The organism is Phocaeicola sartorii JCM 17136 = DSM 21941, assembly GCF_054653615.1.
This window is the reverse complement of sequence record NZ_BAAIFW010000005.1, coordinates 1,932,141-1,948,732: the sequence shown is the minus strand read 5'-3', so window position 1 is coordinate 1,948,732 and position 16,592 is coordinate 1,932,141. Positions and strand designations below refer to the sequence as shown.

The window sequence follows — 16,592 nt, the reverse complement described above, 5'->3', positions numbered from 1 at the left end:
AATAAATGTTTAATTACCCAGCTATACCTATTTTTCCTCTGGCAAAACCGAATGCCAAGGGATTCCGGCTACAGTAGAAAGATCCTTGCCGGACTCTATCAAGCCACTGATAACATAATCTCTGGCAGTAGGATTCTGGAACGGATACAATCCGAACTCGGGAAGAACAGAAACAAAATGTTCCATGATTTCCGCCTGGATAGATTCATAACTAGGCCAGTTCTTATTTGCCGAAAAACAATAAATTTGCAGGGGCAGGCCATTCTCTGTAGGGGCCAATGTACGTACCATCAGCAGCAAGTCCTTACTGATAAAAGGATGACGCTTCAGATAAAGAGTCATATAGGCACGAAACAGCCCCACATTCGTATCAATGGTTCCATTGACCAATCCGGCCGGATTGTCAGTATTCGCCACCTTTCCTTCAGCCGCCTGTTTCTGCTTTTCTGTGATAAAGTCTGCCAAATCGGCATCAAATTTCTTCATTTTCTCCAAGAATTCAGGAGTACAGGGCTGTATGTAATCCAGTTTCAATGCATACTCGCGCATAATACGCCTTCCGCCCGATTCGGTCATTCCACGCCAATTAATGAATGAACCGGAGACTAATGAATAAGGAGGGACAGTGACGATGGTATTATCGAAATTCTGAACCTTCACAACGTTCAAAGTGATATCCATCACCACCCCATTCACATTATTCTGAGGCATCTCAATCCAATCACCGATATGCACCATGTCATTCTCGGAAAGCAGAACTCCCGCCACAAAGCCAAGGATGGTATCTTTAAAAATCAACATCAGCACGGCAGCAAAAGCACCCAGCCCGGTAATCAAGTTGAGAGGTGACTTGTTAATCAAGATGGAAATAATGGCAATGATGGCAATACACGAAAAAATCACTTGAAAGATTTGTATGAAGCCTTTCATCGGACGATTCTGTAGCTGTTCTTTGTTCATCAGCACATTACCTACCGAATTCAGCACGGCATTGACCGAAAACAACAAAGCGATAAAGAAATAAATCCAAGTGATTTTTTCACTGACTGTAAACCAAGTGGAACGATAATCGAACGCGAACGGCAACAAGGCGGATATAATAAGCGGCGGAATAACCGCAGACATCTTCCGCAAGGCATTGTATTCTATCAGCGAACGTAAGAAACTGATATTTTTGTATTTTAGCACCTTCCGGGTAAACCGCACAGACAAATAATGAAAAACGGCTCCTACAGCAAAAGCAATAGCTACAATCAGAATCAAGAAAATAATTTCATCCAGTTCATTCAACCTGTCGCGAGGGATACCTATCCATGATAAAAAACTCTTGATCCAAGTCAGCAAGATTTGGGCAAACTCATTTGTATTCATAATTATCGTCTTTTTTACTTATAGAACCATCTATAAAAACATTTGTTTAAAAGAAGAATGAAAAACTATCATCAACAGGCTTGTGTACTGTTGTGTCATCATAGTCAGCCGTTATTTCATCTACAGGCTTCAAGGCGGATTGACTTTTTGTTCACGTCAATCATAAAGTTTAACTCATTGCTGGTATTTACATCCATATTTGAAAAAAAACTTTTATTTTTTCAAATAAATTCCTATTTTTGACTCTATCTTTAAATTCAAAGTAATATGAAAAAGTATTTAGCAGAAATGGTTGGTACAATGGTACTTGTATTAATGGGATGTGGCAGTGCTGTATTTAATGGTGGTTGTGGAACTCCCGCACAAGTGTTAATGGTGGCAATGGCATTCGGTTTCTCTGTCATTGCTATGGCTTATACAATAGGTGGAATTTCCGGATGTCATATTAATCCGGCAATCACTCTAGGCTGCATGCTTTCAGGGCGTATGAAAAGCAAAGAGGGATTAATGTATATGTTATTTCAAGTAGCAGGAGCATTAATCGGTTCTTCAATCATAGCATTGTTGACGTCCAATATAGATATGGCTTATGCAACGACTACCGGTGCTAACTCTTGCGCTTCCGGTGTGGGGGTCATTGGCGGGTTTATAGCAGAGGTTGTATTTACCTTTGTTTTTGTATTAGTAGTTCTTGGCACTACTGACCCTAAAAAAGGAGCTGGTAATTTTGCAGGATTAGCTATCGGTATTTCTCTTGTACTGGTTCATATTTGCTGCATACCTATTACGGGTACTTCAGTCAATCCAGCCCGCAGTATTGCTCCCGCATTATTTGCAGGTGGTGAGGCGCTCTCGCAATTATGGATATTTATCCTTGCGCCTTTCATCGGAGCTTTCCTCTCCTCATGTGTTTGGAAATTAATATGTGACCATAAATAGACTTCAGTTTCTGTCTTTATATACAGATACACTATTTGCAAGCAATAGTAAAAGCCAGCTTATCCTTAAAATTGGGACAGGTTGGCTTTTTATAGTTCACTTTGTTTAATTCTCACAGTATGATGTTAAAAAGAAAAAAAACGCTGATTAATCTTTTGATTATCAGCGTTTACATAAGTGATTCCGAAGCGATTCGAACGCTTGACCCACGCCTTAGAAGGGCGTTGCTCTATCCAGCTGAGCTACGGAACCATCCTTAATTGCGAGTGCAAAGGTACGGATTTTATTGAAATTACCAAAAAAACACGTAACTTTTTTGCATTAAAGATTTATTTTTTTCTATTCAGCATCAGTAAGAAGGGCAGATAGCAACAAATATGAAAAGCGTAAAACACTATATGTGAATCTATTCCAACCCATTCCACCAAATTAGTGTACATCAACGAGGAAAAGAACTGAACTATAAAAAAAAGCGCCACAAAGTAATCAGCAAAACGGGAAAAGAGGCAGGACATCCCTCTTATTATATCCTTATCGTTCCGGAAACGTCCCGATGCATAGCCGAAAGCCATGCCCGACAATCCCACACCAAACGAAATAAGATAATAAATTCCTTTTTGAAACGGAGAATTCGTAAGAGAGCCTGTCACGCTACGCAACATTGTCCATGGAGCGAAAGTGGTGCAGATAATCATCATGACATAAACAAGCAGCATACAACCCGCCAGTATCAACGCGCGCTTTTCCTTACGGGAAATAGATTTTCCCCTCTTCACTATCCTCCCCAACGTACCCCATACCCCGGAATGAACTGTAATGCCGAACCCTAAAAAAAGCATCATTACTATGCCCAATGCCGGTGTCCGGACAAAATGTCCCATAGCATGCCTCAATTCCCACCGGATTCCTTCGGGACTGAGCAGGCTCTGCACCTTTCCCAGCCCATAAATACTTCCTATCCATGAGAACAAGGCTACAGCTACCGTCAGCAGAAAAAACACAGTAGCGGTATGCGGAAAATAACGTTTACTCTTCATCCGGTTCCAAATTGTCAATATCAAGAATCCGCAACTCGAAAGCACGGGTCACCAAGCGACAGGCATTGACACCATTTCTTTCATCCAATGTGAACAAACGATTTATCAATTCATTCTGACGTTTCTCTATGGACTTGACCCCGAAAGGCATCCCTTTCAGATTTGTAATCATTTCTTTGGTATATCCCAAAGCTAGATGGCGAAGTAAACGCTCATCATATTCATCAATATCATAATTAATGACAGCTTCCTGCCTGCGCTGCTCCTGAGCCACCGACTGCTTGAAACGTGCCACTATTTTCTCCAGAATGGGATAATTGAAAACCAGCTTCTTGCCATCCATCACCGCCTGTACATCTGTGGCAGTCAGCAACTCTCCCGTCTTCAGGATGATACCATCCGCACCCGCATTCAGCGCATCCACCCATAACTTTTCGTTCAATACCTCACCAGTGAAAATCAGCACCTTCATATCCGGATAGTTCTTCCGTAAAGAAGAACAGATTTCCACACCGATGGTAGTCGATCCCCCCAAGCCCAAATCCAATAAAACCATATCGGGCAACTGCACTTTCAGCAATTCCCAAAACTCATTCTCAGTCATAGCCGTTCCGATGACTTCCGCATTCGGAATTTCGTGTCTGAATATTTCTTCCGTACCTTTTAATTCCAGTTTGACATCCTCTACAATGATGACTTTAAATCTATTATTCTCCATAATATGCATTGTTTTTTTACATTCTACATTCAACGGGCAGGCAGGGTGAACCATACGGTGAACCCTCCCTCAGCGGCAGGCTGCGCATTGATACGGCAACCGCGTCTTCCGGCAAATTCATCATGGTCACGAATCACCTGCTTACAAATAAGGTATTCCGTACCGGTCAGAACTCCTTCCTGTCCCTGCTTCATACGAGACAGATGCGGGTAGAACAACAAGTTCAACTCTTCCTGCGACTTTTCGCGACGCGTATCGCGGAAATCAAACCGCACAAAATCCTTATCCTTATAAATACACAATTCCAAAAGGCCATCCACCTCGTATGACAGTGCTTCATCTATCAGGTTCTCCAACATAAACTTCAACTGAATGACATCTCCCAGTACGGAAACATGTTCCACCTCCGTCCTCAGTTCTACCCGATGCGACATACGTTTTCCAGCACGTTTTATATATCGTGCCGCATAATCGGCCAGTTCGCCGGCTTTCACAACACCTCTGCGGAAAGTTATTTCTTCCAACTGACGTGCGGCGCATGAACTCAGCAAAGTAAATATATCCTTATAATAACTAATCAACTCACTAATCGTCTCTACTTGCACCGCTTCATTTTCTCCTGCCTGACGGGTGTTCAACCTGTCGATAATCTGTTTTATCCGGTTAGGATAATAGATTGTCTCATGCTTAATGGTTGACAAGCAATTGTCCAATACCAGATTTTGTACATGCAACTGGTTTTCCTCCCGTATAGCTCGGCGTGCATCATCCTGCGCACTTTCTATATCCCGATATTTCTGTGCCATCAGCACCACTGCATTATATACAATAATAGCTACATATCCAGCCACAAGCTCCAGCATCAAACGGTCGTCCTCACGCTCCACAGGCAAAGCGATTTTCAATGCCAGCACACCTGTGCAACGATTCTCGTTACCTGCTTCCACCCACAAGGGCAAACACTTTACCTTATCTTTCTCACGCCAATAAGGTGTCTTCGCATCAAAGCTACGGGCCATCATCTCACGCATTTCTTCGTTCTCATCCTCCACCGGTGAAAAAGCATAATTCAAGCTATGAGTGTCTTCACTATAAACCGCTACGCCCAATACATCAATGGGCAGCAACTCATTCACCGCCTCGAACATGTCATTGACCAGACTGGCAGCAATATCCCGATCGGTCTTACCGCTAAGCAAAGAGGTCGAAAATACCTGCTTGTTGATTTCCAACACCTGTTCCAAGTTATAACGATAAATCAAACGGTGGCGGAAATACAAAATATAATAACCCACCAACAATACCAGCAAAATAACCACACAAAGAATGATAGCCACCGTCTTATTATTGGCAGAAAGCTGCATCCGGCGGCAATATTGCTCCAATGAGGTGTCCTCACTGATTTGTTTGTACAGCGCTGTATAAGCATTATTGTTATAACGATAAGCTTCCAGATTACCTAAAGCCAAAAAGGCGACTGCTGCCTCGTTGCGAACATCCAGCAAGGCATAGTAATCGGTATCAAAATGCCGGTCGAACCAATCTAAATCCGCTGCAGCCCCCTCTCCTTCCAATTCCAACAAAGGCCCTTTGCTGCCCGAATACAGAATATAATGCTTATTCAAACAATATAGAGCACTGTCTGCATAACACAATGCCTGTTGGTATAATCCATCAATGTTACAATTGTAAACATCGTATGCATATTCATTCGCAACAGCCAATAATTTATCATATCGCTGAATGGAATCATTGAGAGTGAACTGTTCCGCTTTCCCGTCTTCCTCCCTCCCCTCATTACATCCTGTCAGGACAGGAAGAAAAGCGACCAGTACCAACATCAACGTTTTGCGCACTCCTTTGGGCAGACGGAAATAGAAACGGCTGCCTTTCCCCAATTCACTTTCTATCCGGAACAGGCAGACCCGGAATATCTCATTGGTCTTCTTATATTTATCAATAATGCCTTTGCAATTCATCAAACCGAAACCATGACCTTTATTCTTCTGCAATTCGCTGACATTTTCGCTGGTCTGCAATCCGATTTTACCTGAATCATAAACTTTCTCACTCAGAATACGCTCCACATCTTCCTGCGAAAGCCCCGGGCCGTCATCTTTCACCGAAATCTCCACGTAAGATTCTGTTTCTTGCGCATAAACAGAAACATTTCCTCCCGGCTGCGTATATTTACGGGCATTTTCCGTCAATGTATTTATCATGAAAAGCGTCAGAGCCTTATCCGCTTTCACAATGGCGGCAGTCGGCTCTATGGTCAGGGTCTGTTGTTTCATCTCGAAAGTCTTGCGCCCTTTCACCAGTACATCGAAAAGGGAGTTCAACTCAAAATTCTCTATATTCAAACTCAGTGTCCCCTGCCTCATCTTAATCCATAAGGCCAGAATATCATTATACTCATTGATACGGGTTATCAGTTCGTCGATATAACGGTATTTGCTTTCTTTTATTTCTTCGTTCTGAATATAGTTGTGTGCGGTTAGTTTATGCACTTCATTCATAATGCGGTCTATATAAGGCATAATGCCTGTGACAATAAACAGACAGGCTTTCTTCACCAGATTCTGCCGTTTATTCTCCGCCAAATGCTGTTCATGGACATATTGCTCCTTTTCCAGCCGTTTCCGTTCATCACCCAACGAGATAAAAGCCAGTCCATTCTCCAGTGTCCACGAAATGTAAGGTGTAATAACCCGCATCAGTGCTTTATCATCTTTCTTCATTTTGCGCTCCGAATACAGATGCACCTCACCCAAAGGCTGTTCCCCGCCCGGAATATTCAAGATAAAACTTGTACAAATCCCTTGCCCCGGCGCCTCTTTCCCCTCTCCATTTTCAGCCACAATACGGAAGTCCGTCGCTCCCACCAACAGAAGAATATCCTCTTTCACCGAGGCAACTACCGCTTTTGTCACATCCTCTATCTCCCCCGCATCAATGGGTACGGAAGCCGTTATCTTACGGCATATTTCCAAAGTACGTTTCAACTTATCAATGTAAAGGGCATTCCGCACCCGCCATCTTTTATTCAATATCCAAAATAGAATGATAAGGACAGCGATACCAATCACCACTACCACCAGAAGTCCGTTCAAGGCTTCCGATTCCTTCTCCAACGCATTATAACGGCTCTCCAATTCTTTGTCCTGGCGGGTGTAGTCTAAAATATCCAAATAAATATTACGGTTGTAATCCGACTGGGGCTTCATTCCTAACGCCGCGTACGTCACGCTCAATTGTTCGCGGAAACGGGCAATCCATTCGGGGACACTTTTAATACCATCGTCATTAATCCATTCCAGTTCAACGGAAGTGGCAGCCATGGGAACATACGGACGAAGCCTGTCCGTGGTATCCGTACAATGGTAATATTTCTCGTGATGCCGGTTGACGTACCCCAGTGCTTCTGACAAGTAATGCAGCGCGTCTTCATACCTGCCTTGCTCGTTGCTGCACGATGCCAAAGTGCGATATGTACCCGAAATCTGATACAAATCTCCATATTTTTTAAACAAATCCAAAGCCCGCCAGGCAAAACGCATGGTCAACTCCTCCCACGGCAAGTCCTCGCTATTGATGGCACGCATCACATTGGGACGCCTTTCCATTATCAGGTCGAAGTTTTTCCTCTCTTTCAGCAATTCCGCCATTGCCTGAGATGCATTCGCCTCAAAATAGACATACCCGTGTTCCCTGCTGATACCCAGACATTCTATCAGATAGTTAAACTCACCCAATACCACATCCTGCGGTGTATCCGCTTCATACATACCACCAGACCCTTTCATATAATAATAATAGAGTAATTGGGCGGTATCACTTTCCAACGCCTCATCCACCTGTATTTCATTAATCGCCTCCAAAGACTGCTGTTCCTGCTGCAAATAATAGTAATAGATGGCAGAAGCTATGGAGAACTCGGAGCGGGCATAATCAAGCCGCTCCAGCTCTCTGGGATCAGTAATAGCAGAACGGTCATCGCTGATACGCTTCATGCGGCGCAACGCACTGTTACGATAATCATAAAACTCCTTGTTCATGGCGGTACGCTGACAGATTTTCATCATACCGATATCTGCTATCAGACATTCCAACTCATTGTTTGATTCCTCATATACACGCAGAAAAAGATCTTCGGCTCTTTCAAAGTCCATGTGGATAAAGGCACAAAAGCCCTGATTATTCAACGCCTCGGCACGTAAGGAAGGGAATCCATCCGCCAGTTTGTAGGCGTCATGCGCTGCTTTACACGCTGTGTCCAGATTCTTATAGCGCATACGATAAGACAGCAGGTTCAAAGAATCCGCCTGACGGTATATAGCCATATCCTTCTTCTTTTCACAAGAAAAGAAAATCCCTGCTATAATCAATAAAACCGCCCAAATAGGCAATAGACACATTTTTTTCATAACCATCCTTCTCTTCCAGATTTACCACCTGCCAATAAAAATACAAAAATATCAATTATCCCCCGAAATAAAAGCAAACTTAATGGAAAATAAGAAAGCCACCCCGAAGGATGGCTTATAAAAATCTTTAAAAGACGAATAAAAGATTACTTAGAAGCTTCCAAAGATGCTTTTCTAAATTCCTTCATCAGTTTTTCCAGTTCCAATGATGCTTTACGTGCACGTGTACCTGCAGCTTTGTTACCTTTTTCAATCTGCAATGCAGCATCAGTCATAAAAGCTTCGTTCAATTCTTTGATTTTAGCAATTAATTCGTTCATGTTCTTTTTTTTTATAAATTATAAAACTGTTCAAATTAAATTCTTTTTTGGCAATAAATCTCCTATCCATCTCTTTTTTTACGATTTTTCAACAGTTCATCCTCGTTTACAGGATATTTCAATCCATAACGGGCAATATTAAAACGCCCTCTTGAATTTACCAACTATTATCAGCTGAAAATATAAACAATCACTCCGGTTATCAACACATACGCCAGGGCATACGGAAGGGCGGATTTCAGAATTTCTCCCTCTTTTCCCTGTTGGTTTCCGGCAGAAGTGGCGATAGCGATACTTTGCGGAGAAATAATTTTTCCACCGGTCGCCCCCACCGTATTGGCTGACGATAACCAGTCGGGACTTACTTGAATATGTCCGGCCACACCGGACTGTAATTTGCCGAACAAGATATTTGAAGAAGTGTCACTGCCCGTAATGAAGGTACCCAAACAACCGATGACAGGGGCAAATAACGGATAAAGGCTTCCTGTAGCAACTGCCAACGCAGTGGCAATAACTGAAATCATACCTGCTGTATCCATGATAGTGGACAAGCTCACCAGACAGATTACCGTAATAAAAGTCTTTTTCAATTGTTTTACCGTATTCCAAAGTACCACAAACAGTTCCTTTATCCTGGCTCCCTGTATCAGTCCGCCGGCAAACGTACCCACAAAAAGCAGAACTCCCGCATGGGTCAGCCAAGAAACCATATAATTCATGATTGAGCCATTAATTGGAAGACTGATACGGGTCACCCAATTATTTTCAAGTGTTGTGCGCAAACCGGGAAACAACGGACTAGTCAGAATTATCAAAAACAAAATAAAAAGATAGATACTCCACGCATTCAGCACCTCAGTCCTTTTCAATGTGCTTTTCCTTGCTTTTTCCTCTTTAGAAGCAGTCAGTTTGCCATAAGCCACAATAACAATAATAGATAAAATGCTGCCAATAATAGCCGGAGACTCCGCTCCCATATAACGGGCGGCAACATACTGGCTGGCTAATGACACACCGCCGACCAACAAAGACAGGAAAATATTTTTAGGTAAGGACTTTAACTTCGGATCAGTCAGAAACAGCAAGACAAAAGGAATGAGAAACATCAATACCGAAAGCTGCAACACGACATTGGTGCTAAGCACCTGTACATCCAAATTCGTTTCTTTCGCCAATACCAATACCGGAGTACCAATAGCCCCAAAAGCAGTAGCCACACTATTGGCTATCAGACTGACTGTTGCCGAAAAGACCGGTTTGAACCCGAGGCTGATAAGAATTGCCGCCGGTATAGCCACTGCCGTTCCAAATCCAGCCATGGCTTCAAGCAATCCGCCAAATCCCCACGTCAATAGCAATACTTGAATGCTTTTATCCGTAGAAATAGAAGAGAACTGTTGCTTGATTATCGCCATTTTTTCAGTCTTCAACAAAACATTATAGCTGAATATCGCCATCAAAATAATGATCAGAATAGGAGAAACAGCTTTCAATGCCCCGTACAAAAAAGAAAAAAGCAAATCGTCTGCCGGAAAATGAAAGCCGAAAAAAGCAATCAACATAGTAACGACAAGGGAAATCACGCTACTTTTGTCACCGGACATTTTAAGAAACGCCATCAGGATAATCAATAACAATACCGGAATAATAGCAAGGACTAGATTCATAACCATTGTATTTAAGTTAAAGAAACGCATTCATAAACTTTTAAATTAAGTCTATGGAATCCGACTTCTGCAAAATTCTTTTTTAGAATAACAAAAAAGAGTCTCATTTGGGTCAATATTCTATCCTTTTTTACTGCATAAAACAAAATAATGCCAGAAGCCTATACAATATGACCTTATATAAACCTCCGGCATATATTTCTTATTTTAATATTTTGATTTTATATTGTAGTAATAATCCTCATCCCCATAGTATATCTTTATTAAATTACAGCCAATGCCTGATCCAAATCGGCCAGCAAATCATCTATATGTTCCGTTCCTATTGATAAACGCACTGTCCCCGGATAAATGTCCTGTTCCGCCAACTCCTCCGCATTCAACTGAGAGTGAGTGGTACTGGCAGGATGGATGACCAATGACTTTACATCGGCGACATTGGCCAGCAGGGAAAAAATTTCCAGCCTGTCAATAAAACGATGTGCTTCTTCCTGACCGCCTTTCACTTCGATTGTGAAGATGGAACCAGCTCCATTTGGGAAATAACGCTGATACAGAGCATGATCAGGATGTTCCGGCAAGGAAGGGTGATTCACTTTCTTGATCTTCGGGTGATTTTTCAAATGCTCCACCACTTTCAAGGCATTCTCTACATGACGCTCCACACGCAATGAAAGTGTCTCCAATCCCTGCAATAGAATAAAGGAATTAAACGGACTGATGGTCGCACCGGTATCACGCAGCAAAATAGCACGAATACGGACTGCATAAGCGGCCGGCCCCGCAGCCTCAACAAAACGCACTCCATGATAGCAAGGATCCGGCTCTGTCAGTTGAGGGAATTTACCCGAAGCCACCCAGTCAAATTTACCCGAATCAACAATCACACCGCCCAGTGAAGTTCCATGACCACCAATAAATTTTGTAGCAGAATGTACCACAATATCTGCTCCATGCTCGATGGGACGAATCAGATAAGGAGTACCAAAAGTGTTATCAATAATCAAAGGTATGTGATGGCGATGTGCTATTTCCGCCACAGCATCTATATCTATAAGATTCGAATTAGGATTCCCCAAAGTCTCGATAAACACCGCCTTTGTATTCTCCTGAATCGCTTTCTCAAAATTAGAAAGATCACCAGGGTCCACAAATGTAGCAGTCACACCATAAGTCGGCAACGTATGCGCCAGCAGGTTATAAGTACCTCCATAAATAGTTTTTGCAGCTACAACATGATCACCTGCACGAGTAATGTTCTGAAACGCATAAGTAATGGCAGCAGCCCCGGAAGCTACGGCAAGTCCTGCCACTCCCCCTTCCAATGCAGCCACACGCTGTTCAAAAACGCCTTGAGTGGAATTAGTCAGACGCCCATATATATTACCCGGATCTTGTAAACCAAAACGTGCGGCTGCATGTGCCGAGTTATGAAATACATAAGATGCCGTCTGATAAATAGGAACTGCACGGGCATCTGTTGCCGGATCTGGCCGTTCCTGCCCTATGTGAAGTTGTAATGTCTCGAAATGTAATTTTCTTGTAGCCATAATCTTTGTCTTTTTAGAGTTATACGTTTTTGATTTTATCTGTTGCAAAGGTACAGGAGTTAGTCATATCAAACAAGATATACCAAAAACAAAGAAAATAAAACTATAATTTTACACATTTACAGAATGAACAATCTATTTACAAACGATTTATTACCTCCCGAAAGAAAATTATTCTTCTGCAACATCCAACAAAAAATGAAATGGTGCCGGCCGATGCATGATAATCCTCATAGTGATTGCAAATATAAAAAATGCACCGGAAGAGATTAAATCATTCTGTCCTCTATCCTTGCACTCTCTGGCAAAAAAGAATCTAATCCCATTACATTTCCCGAAGAACCCTCCGGAATCTGAAAAAATGCAGTATATTTGTGCTGTCAGATATAAGCCAAACGATTAATAACATCCACCTTTTGAAAGAATATTATTCTATGAATACTTTAGAGAAACTAGACAAAGTAGATTTGCAGATACTACGTACCTTGCAAGAAAATGCCCGACTGACCACCAAAGAACTGGCCGCACGCGTAAGCCTTTCCTCCACTCCGGTATTCGAACGCCTCAAACGATTAGAGAATGGAGGATATATAAAAAAATACATCGCCGTATTGGACGCCGAGAAACTGAACCAAGGCTTCGTGGTATTTTGCAGTGTCAAGCTAAGAAGATTGAACCGGGACATTGCTGCAGAATTTACACGAATCATTCAAGATATCCCTGAAGTAACGGAATGTTACAATATATCAGGCAGTTATGACTATTTGCTTAAAATACATTCCCCTAACATGAAGTATTATCAGGAATTCATCCTCAACGTGTTGGGCACGATTGACAGTTTGGGCTCACTGGAAAGCACCTTTGTGATGAATGAAGTAAAACATGAATATGGGATTCACATTTAAGTAAATCCCATCATCTTCTTTCATCAATACCATCTTTTACGCTTAAAATAGAAGTAAATGACTGCCACCAGTATCAACATCAATGTCCATGCAAATACATAACCATACCGCCATCCCAGTTCAGGCATCCATTGGAAGTTCATCCCCCAGATTCCTGCCAGAAAAGTTAGTGGAATAAATATCGTAGAGACAACCGTCAGTTGTTTCATGATGTTATTCATCCGCCGGTCGTTATTGGAAAGATAAATATCTACCAAGGCCGAAATCATATCACGGCAACCGTCTAAAGTTTGCAATACAAATTGCAAATGATCATTGACATCACTAAAGAAAGGGTGGCTGGCTTTGTGCAGCAAATCATTATCGGTAGTATGCAATAACTTACTGATTTCCTCCTTTAATGGTAAAATACATTTCTTTATTATACGGAAATTACGACGATATTGCTGTATATTTTCAATACCGGGTATATCGGTCTGTTCCGGTAAGAGCAACCGCTCTTCCAAATCCTCCAATCCGTCCTCCAATTCCGAAATGATGGAGATAAAACTGGCCATCACACTGTTTAGAATAACACTGAGCAGGAAGTCAGACTGCCGGTTTCGTATTTTCAACACATTCTTTTCCAATGCCGTATTTATATCATTCAGAAAGTCTGTTTCCTTTTCCATAAAGGTCAGCAGATAATTACCACCTTGCACAATGGCTATTTGCTGTGGCACATAGCCATCCTCATTGGGAAAAAGCAACTTTAAAATCACTACATTATATGTATCATGCTGTTCTATCTTGGTCTGATGGTTGGAATTCAAGATATCTTGTATCGTCAAAAAGTCGACATTAAAATTCTGACAAACACGCTGTATGACCTCCGTATTCTGAAAACCATGAATTTGTATCCAGTTTATAGCATTCTTATTCAAGTAAGGAATCAAACTATCTATATCTTTCCCATCCTGCATACAAATACTTTCAGCATTATAACTACACAAATGCAAATGCGTAGGAGTACGACTGACGCCAATATAAGCAAGTTGCTCGCTTAATAAATTATTCTTCGCCATAGTTTCGGTAATGAGTAGTACAAATATAACTCTTTTTTAAAAGCCCAACCGTACTCCCAACGAAAAAGAATAGATATCCCATCTTTGAGAACAATCAGTCAAACTTTGTTTTATTACAATGCGATAAAGATAAAGCTTTTCCAATAGATGCAACAAGAATTTTTCAATAAAAACGAAAGCAGACCATGAACAACCTATATTTGGAAACTTCAAAAACTAGACCACAACAACTCTTTATTCGAAAAACTTTCCCCAGACGACTTCTATATCATCAAGCAATGAAATATAAATAATGAATGAATTGTCACAAGCTTCAACTGATAGTATTATTAAAAATACAACATTTCCATATCCAGTTTGCAACGTCTCTATTGTGCGGGCTGTACGTTAGCAACGTATATGATCGTATATTAGTTTTCATTTTCACAGACTCAACCTCATATTTACTCCAATGTAAAATAGACAGGGATTTAGATCGGCTGAAAAAAATCATCTACAAAATGGATACCAAATGCGCAAACTATACAGTCAACGAAATTATAGAAAAATTCCATCAGACAAACTCGGATTACACTATTACTGATTTTAAATGTCAAATTATTGAGGCCCACTATATATTAAACAGCTTACACAAGCCTTCTGTAGTCTTTATGGTATCAGGGGCATTATGCTCCTATACATACAGAAACAAGTACCTTCACGAAGGTTCGGAGCGATGATAGTCGAGGAGGAAAATTCATGTTTCCTACGTGAACCAAAGTAAGATATGTTCGTGGACCAAGTTAAGTATCTTATTCGGCCAAGTAAGATATATTACTTGCCCTACGAAGATATGTTCCTTTTTAGCAGAGCATTTTTATTGTCTTTTTCACTAAAGCTCTTATACCAAGAATATGAGGGAGAAGGTATGGCTATTCAATTCCACCAAGAGATGAAAGACAGAGATCATCCCACAAAGAAGCCGGTGAGAAATCCACAGCAAAGCAATGAACAAGCGAACCCAATGGGACAATCGGAAAAAGAGAATCCGTTTCCGGATCCTATAGGATTGACTCCGAGACAGCGATCCACCCTGCTGCGGCGCCACGCGCTTCATCAGTAGCAATGTCTTATGCCAGCATAAGACATTGCTTCCAACCCGCTTGGTATATGCAGCCCACACCATCAGAGTCATTATGCCCCGGTGTAAGCGAATCAAGTCACCAAGTCCAGTCAGTTACCTGACATCCACTCTCCACATCATCCTCTATATAATCGGGCAGATTGCAGAAAAAGTCGATTCCTGTTTGGCTTTCAAGCTCATCAATACTGACGGCCTTTGCTTTAGCATCCTCTCTTTTCAACTGATGGTCAAAAGTATAGCCATAATCATCACGGTGTTCCACCCAAAAGCCGATAGCCTGATAGGCCGACACTACATCAGCAGGCTGATTGGCCCGGTGAGCCAATACAGCGATGAAGTAATATTGAGGGACTGGCAATCCTTTCGAAGTGAACCCGTCCTTATCAGTAGCAGGCAGCACCCCATCTCCTCCCGGACTGGTGCCTTTGTAATTTACTAACAATTTGTCCAGTGTGCCGCCTTTTGCCACATAGATTTTATCGTACACACTTCCAAAGGCGTTATCCTTGCGTACCCACGAATTAACTAACTGCTCGAACGTAACCCAATAACCACCGTTGAACGAATTGAACTGCGGACTCAGGTTGCTGAAATAGAAAGTCTGCTTATTGGCTTCGGAGGAAAAGACACGGTCATCGGAAGCACAGAGGTGTCCTCTGTCGAATCCATCATTGGTATGCCAGCTATTGTCCACCTGCATTTCGACAGGAAGCAAGGGATCCACCGCCCAAGCATCATCGCTTCTGTTTACATTCTTCACTCCCGTAATGGCATCATAACTATAGGCCACCCAACGGGAATGATTCATTTTTCCGTTCCATTCTATAGCATAGTTCAGCACCTTTTTACCATCGGCCGAGACTACATGCTCCACATAGGTATTCCCCGTCGTCAGATGCGGCATTTCGTAGCCCGACACATAGACTTGTCCTTCGGCAGGTATATTGGCATTTTTATTTTCTATCTCAATACCCTGGGCTGCATTGTACTCCATTCCTACATTTATTCCATCTACGTAGGCGATGCGGAGTTTGAACAGGGCAACTTTTGAAGGAAGCTGGTAGCGTACCCAATAAGAAGTCTCCGCTTTTGCCACAGCCTTGTCACTCCACTGATTAACGGTGGAATGTCCTGGAAGCGCCGAGAGATCATTACATTCAAATCCTTCCGAGAAACTGAATCCGTCGCCAGAAATAATTTTATTGGCGGCAATACTGATTTGCGAGTGAATGGCTTCATCCAAAGTAAGGCCCTTGCCATTATCAATGGCATGAAGCACCTCACGCCTGGCCCCCTCTTCAGTGATCTGAATGTCATTAATAGTAAGATGTCCGTTCTTTCCCGAAGAATCATCATCGGAGCTGCATCCGGAAACCAATGGCAGCACCAGGAAAACTGCTAAAAGCAGATAGTAATACCTTTTAATCATAGCATCTGATTTTTTAAAAAGAAATCCGCAATGTCATCA

General features: G+C 42.0%; 11 protein-coding genes and 1 tRNA gene. 2 read left to right on the top strand and 10 right to left on the bottom strand.

Annotated elements, in window-relative coordinates; translation table 11 throughout:
- Nucleotides 1–27: 27 nt before the first annotated feature.
- Nucleotides 28–1,371, bottom strand: a complete 1,344-nt coding sequence (locus ACYQ0C_RS08185; RefSeq protein ID WP_016276296.1) for a mechanosensitive ion channel family protein — start codon at nt 1,369–1,371, stop codon at nt 28–30.
- 267 nt (nt 1,372–1,638) lie between these two features.
- Here ACYQ0C_RS08185 and ACYQ0C_RS08180 point away from each other — a divergent pair, with 267 nt between their 5' ends.
- Nucleotides 1,639–2,310, top strand: a complete 672-nt coding sequence (locus ACYQ0C_RS08180; protein ID WP_016276295.1) for an MIP/aquaporin family protein — start codon at nt 1,639–1,641, stop codon at nt 2,308–2,310.
- 178 nt (nt 2,311–2,488) lie between these two features.
- On the opposite strand, the gene ACYQ0C_RS08175 is transcribed toward ACYQ0C_RS08180, so the two are convergent.
- From ACYQ0C_RS08175 to ACYQ0C_RS08145, 7 genes are all read right to left on the bottom strand, one after another.
- Nucleotides 2,489–2,562 (bottom strand) — tRNA-Arg (locus ACYQ0C_RS08175).
- A gap of 77 nt (nt 2,563–2,639) precedes the next feature.
- Nucleotides 2,640–3,347, bottom strand: coding sequence for an AbgT family transporter (locus ACYQ0C_RS08170; RefSeq protein ID WP_016276294.1), 708 nt, complete (start codon nt 3,345–3,347; stop codon nt 2,640–2,642).
- Complete coding sequence (locus tag ACYQ0C_RS08165) at nt 3,337–4,065, bottom strand: DUF5932 domain-containing protein (protein WP_016276293.1); 729 nt, start codon at nt 4,063–4,065, stop codon at nt 3,337–3,339. The genes ACYQ0C_RS08170 and ACYQ0C_RS08165 overlap by 11 nt, the downstream gene beginning before the upstream one ends.
- Before the next feature lie 29 nt (nt 4,066–4,094).
- The gene (locus tag ACYQ0C_RS08160; RefSeq protein ID WP_032941821.1) at nt 4,095–8,492 is read right to left on the bottom strand and encodes a DUF5113 domain-containing protein; all 4,398 of its coding nucleotides are present in this window, start codon (nt 8,490–8,492) and stop codon (nt 4,095–4,097) included.
- A 146-nt stretch (nt 8,493–8,638) separates the two neighbouring features.
- On the bottom strand, nt 8,639–8,812 hold the full coding sequence (locus tag ACYQ0C_RS08155; protein ID WP_016276291.1) for a hypothetical protein: 174 nt from the start codon (nt 8,810–8,812) through the stop codon (nt 8,639–8,641).
- A 170-nt stretch (nt 8,813–8,982) separates the two neighbouring features.
- Complete coding sequence (locus ACYQ0C_RS08150; protein ID WP_016276289.1) at nt 8,983–10,482, bottom strand: L-lactate permease; 1,500 nt, start codon at nt 10,480–10,482, stop codon at nt 8,983–8,985.
- A gap of 263 nt (nt 10,483–10,745) precedes the next feature.
- Nucleotides 10,746–12,032 carry an O-acetylhomoserine aminocarboxypropyltransferase/cysteine synthase family protein gene (locus ACYQ0C_RS08145; RefSeq protein WP_016276288.1) on the bottom strand — a complete coding sequence of 429 codons (1,287 nt, stop codon included), beginning with the start codon at nt 12,030–12,032 and terminating at the stop codon, nt 10,746–10,748.
- Nucleotides 12,033–12,466: 434 nt separating this feature from the next.
- Between ACYQ0C_RS08145 and ACYQ0C_RS08140 the strand changes: the two genes are divergently transcribed.
- Nucleotides 12,467–12,937, top strand: coding sequence for an Lrp/AsnC family transcriptional regulator (locus tag ACYQ0C_RS08140; protein ID WP_025018487.1), 471 nt, complete (start codon nt 12,467–12,469; stop codon nt 12,935–12,937).
- Between the two features lie 23 nt (nt 12,938–12,960).
- Here ACYQ0C_RS08140 and corA read toward each other — a convergent pair whose 3' ends face one another.
- Both corA and ACYQ0C_RS08130 read right to left on the bottom strand, forming a co-directional pair.
- Nucleotides 12,961–14,001: a magnesium/cobalt transporter CorA gene (gene corA, locus ACYQ0C_RS08135; protein ID WP_016276286.1), complete on the bottom strand. Its 1,041-nt coding sequence runs from the start codon at nt 13,999–14,001 to the stop codon at nt 12,961–12,963.
- A 1,199-nt stretch (nt 14,002–15,200) separates the two neighbouring features.
- Nucleotides 15,201–16,553, bottom strand: coding sequence for a DNA/RNA non-specific endonuclease (locus ACYQ0C_RS08130; protein ID WP_016276283.1), 1,353 nt, complete (start codon nt 16,551–16,553; stop codon nt 15,201–15,203).
- Nucleotides 16,554–16,592 lie beyond the last annotated feature (39 nt).

Excerpts from the sequence above, each read along its gene's own strand:
- ACYQ0C_RS08145 (WP_016276288.1), bottom strand. The coding sequence starts at position 12,032 with ATGGCTACAAGAAAATTACATTTCGAGACATTACAACTTCACATAGGG.
- corA (WP_016276286.1), bottom strand. The coding sequence starts at position 14,001 with ATGGCGAAGAATAATTTATTAAGCGAGCAACTTGCTTATATTGGCGTC.
- ACYQ0C_RS08165 (WP_016276293.1), bottom strand. The coding sequence starts at position 4,065 with ATGGAGAATAATAGATTTAAAGTCATCATTGTAGAGGATGTCAAACTG.
- ACYQ0C_RS08160 (WP_032941821.1), bottom strand. The coding sequence starts at position 8,492 with ATGAAAAAAATGTGTCTATTGCCTATTTGGGCGGTTTTATTGATTATA.
- ACYQ0C_RS08185 (WP_016276296.1), bottom strand. The coding sequence starts at position 1,371 with ATGAATACAAATGAGTTTGCCCAAATCTTGCTGACTTGGATCAAGAGT.
- ACYQ0C_RS08140 (WP_025018487.1), top strand. The coding sequence starts at position 12,467 with ATGAATACTTTAGAGAAACTAGACAAAGTAGATTTGCAGATACTACGT.
- ACYQ0C_RS08130 (WP_016276283.1), bottom strand. The coding sequence starts at position 16,553 with ATGATTAAAAGGTATTACTATCTGCTTTTAGCAGTTTTCCTGGTGCTG.
- ACYQ0C_RS08150 (WP_016276289.1), bottom strand. The coding sequence starts at position 10,482 with ATGAATCTAGTCCTTGCTATTATTCCGGTATTGTTATTGATTATCCTG.
- ACYQ0C_RS08180 (WP_016276295.1), top strand. The coding sequence starts at position 1,639 with ATGAAAAAGTATTTAGCAGAAATGGTTGGTACAATGGTACTTGTATTA.
- ACYQ0C_RS08155 (WP_016276291.1), bottom strand. The coding sequence starts at position 8,812 with ATGAACGAATTAATTGCTAAAATCAAAGAATTGAACGAAGCTTTTATG.
- ACYQ0C_RS08170 (WP_016276294.1), bottom strand. The coding sequence starts at position 3,347 with ATGAAGAGTAAACGTTATTTTCCGCATACCGCTACTGTGTTTTTTCTG.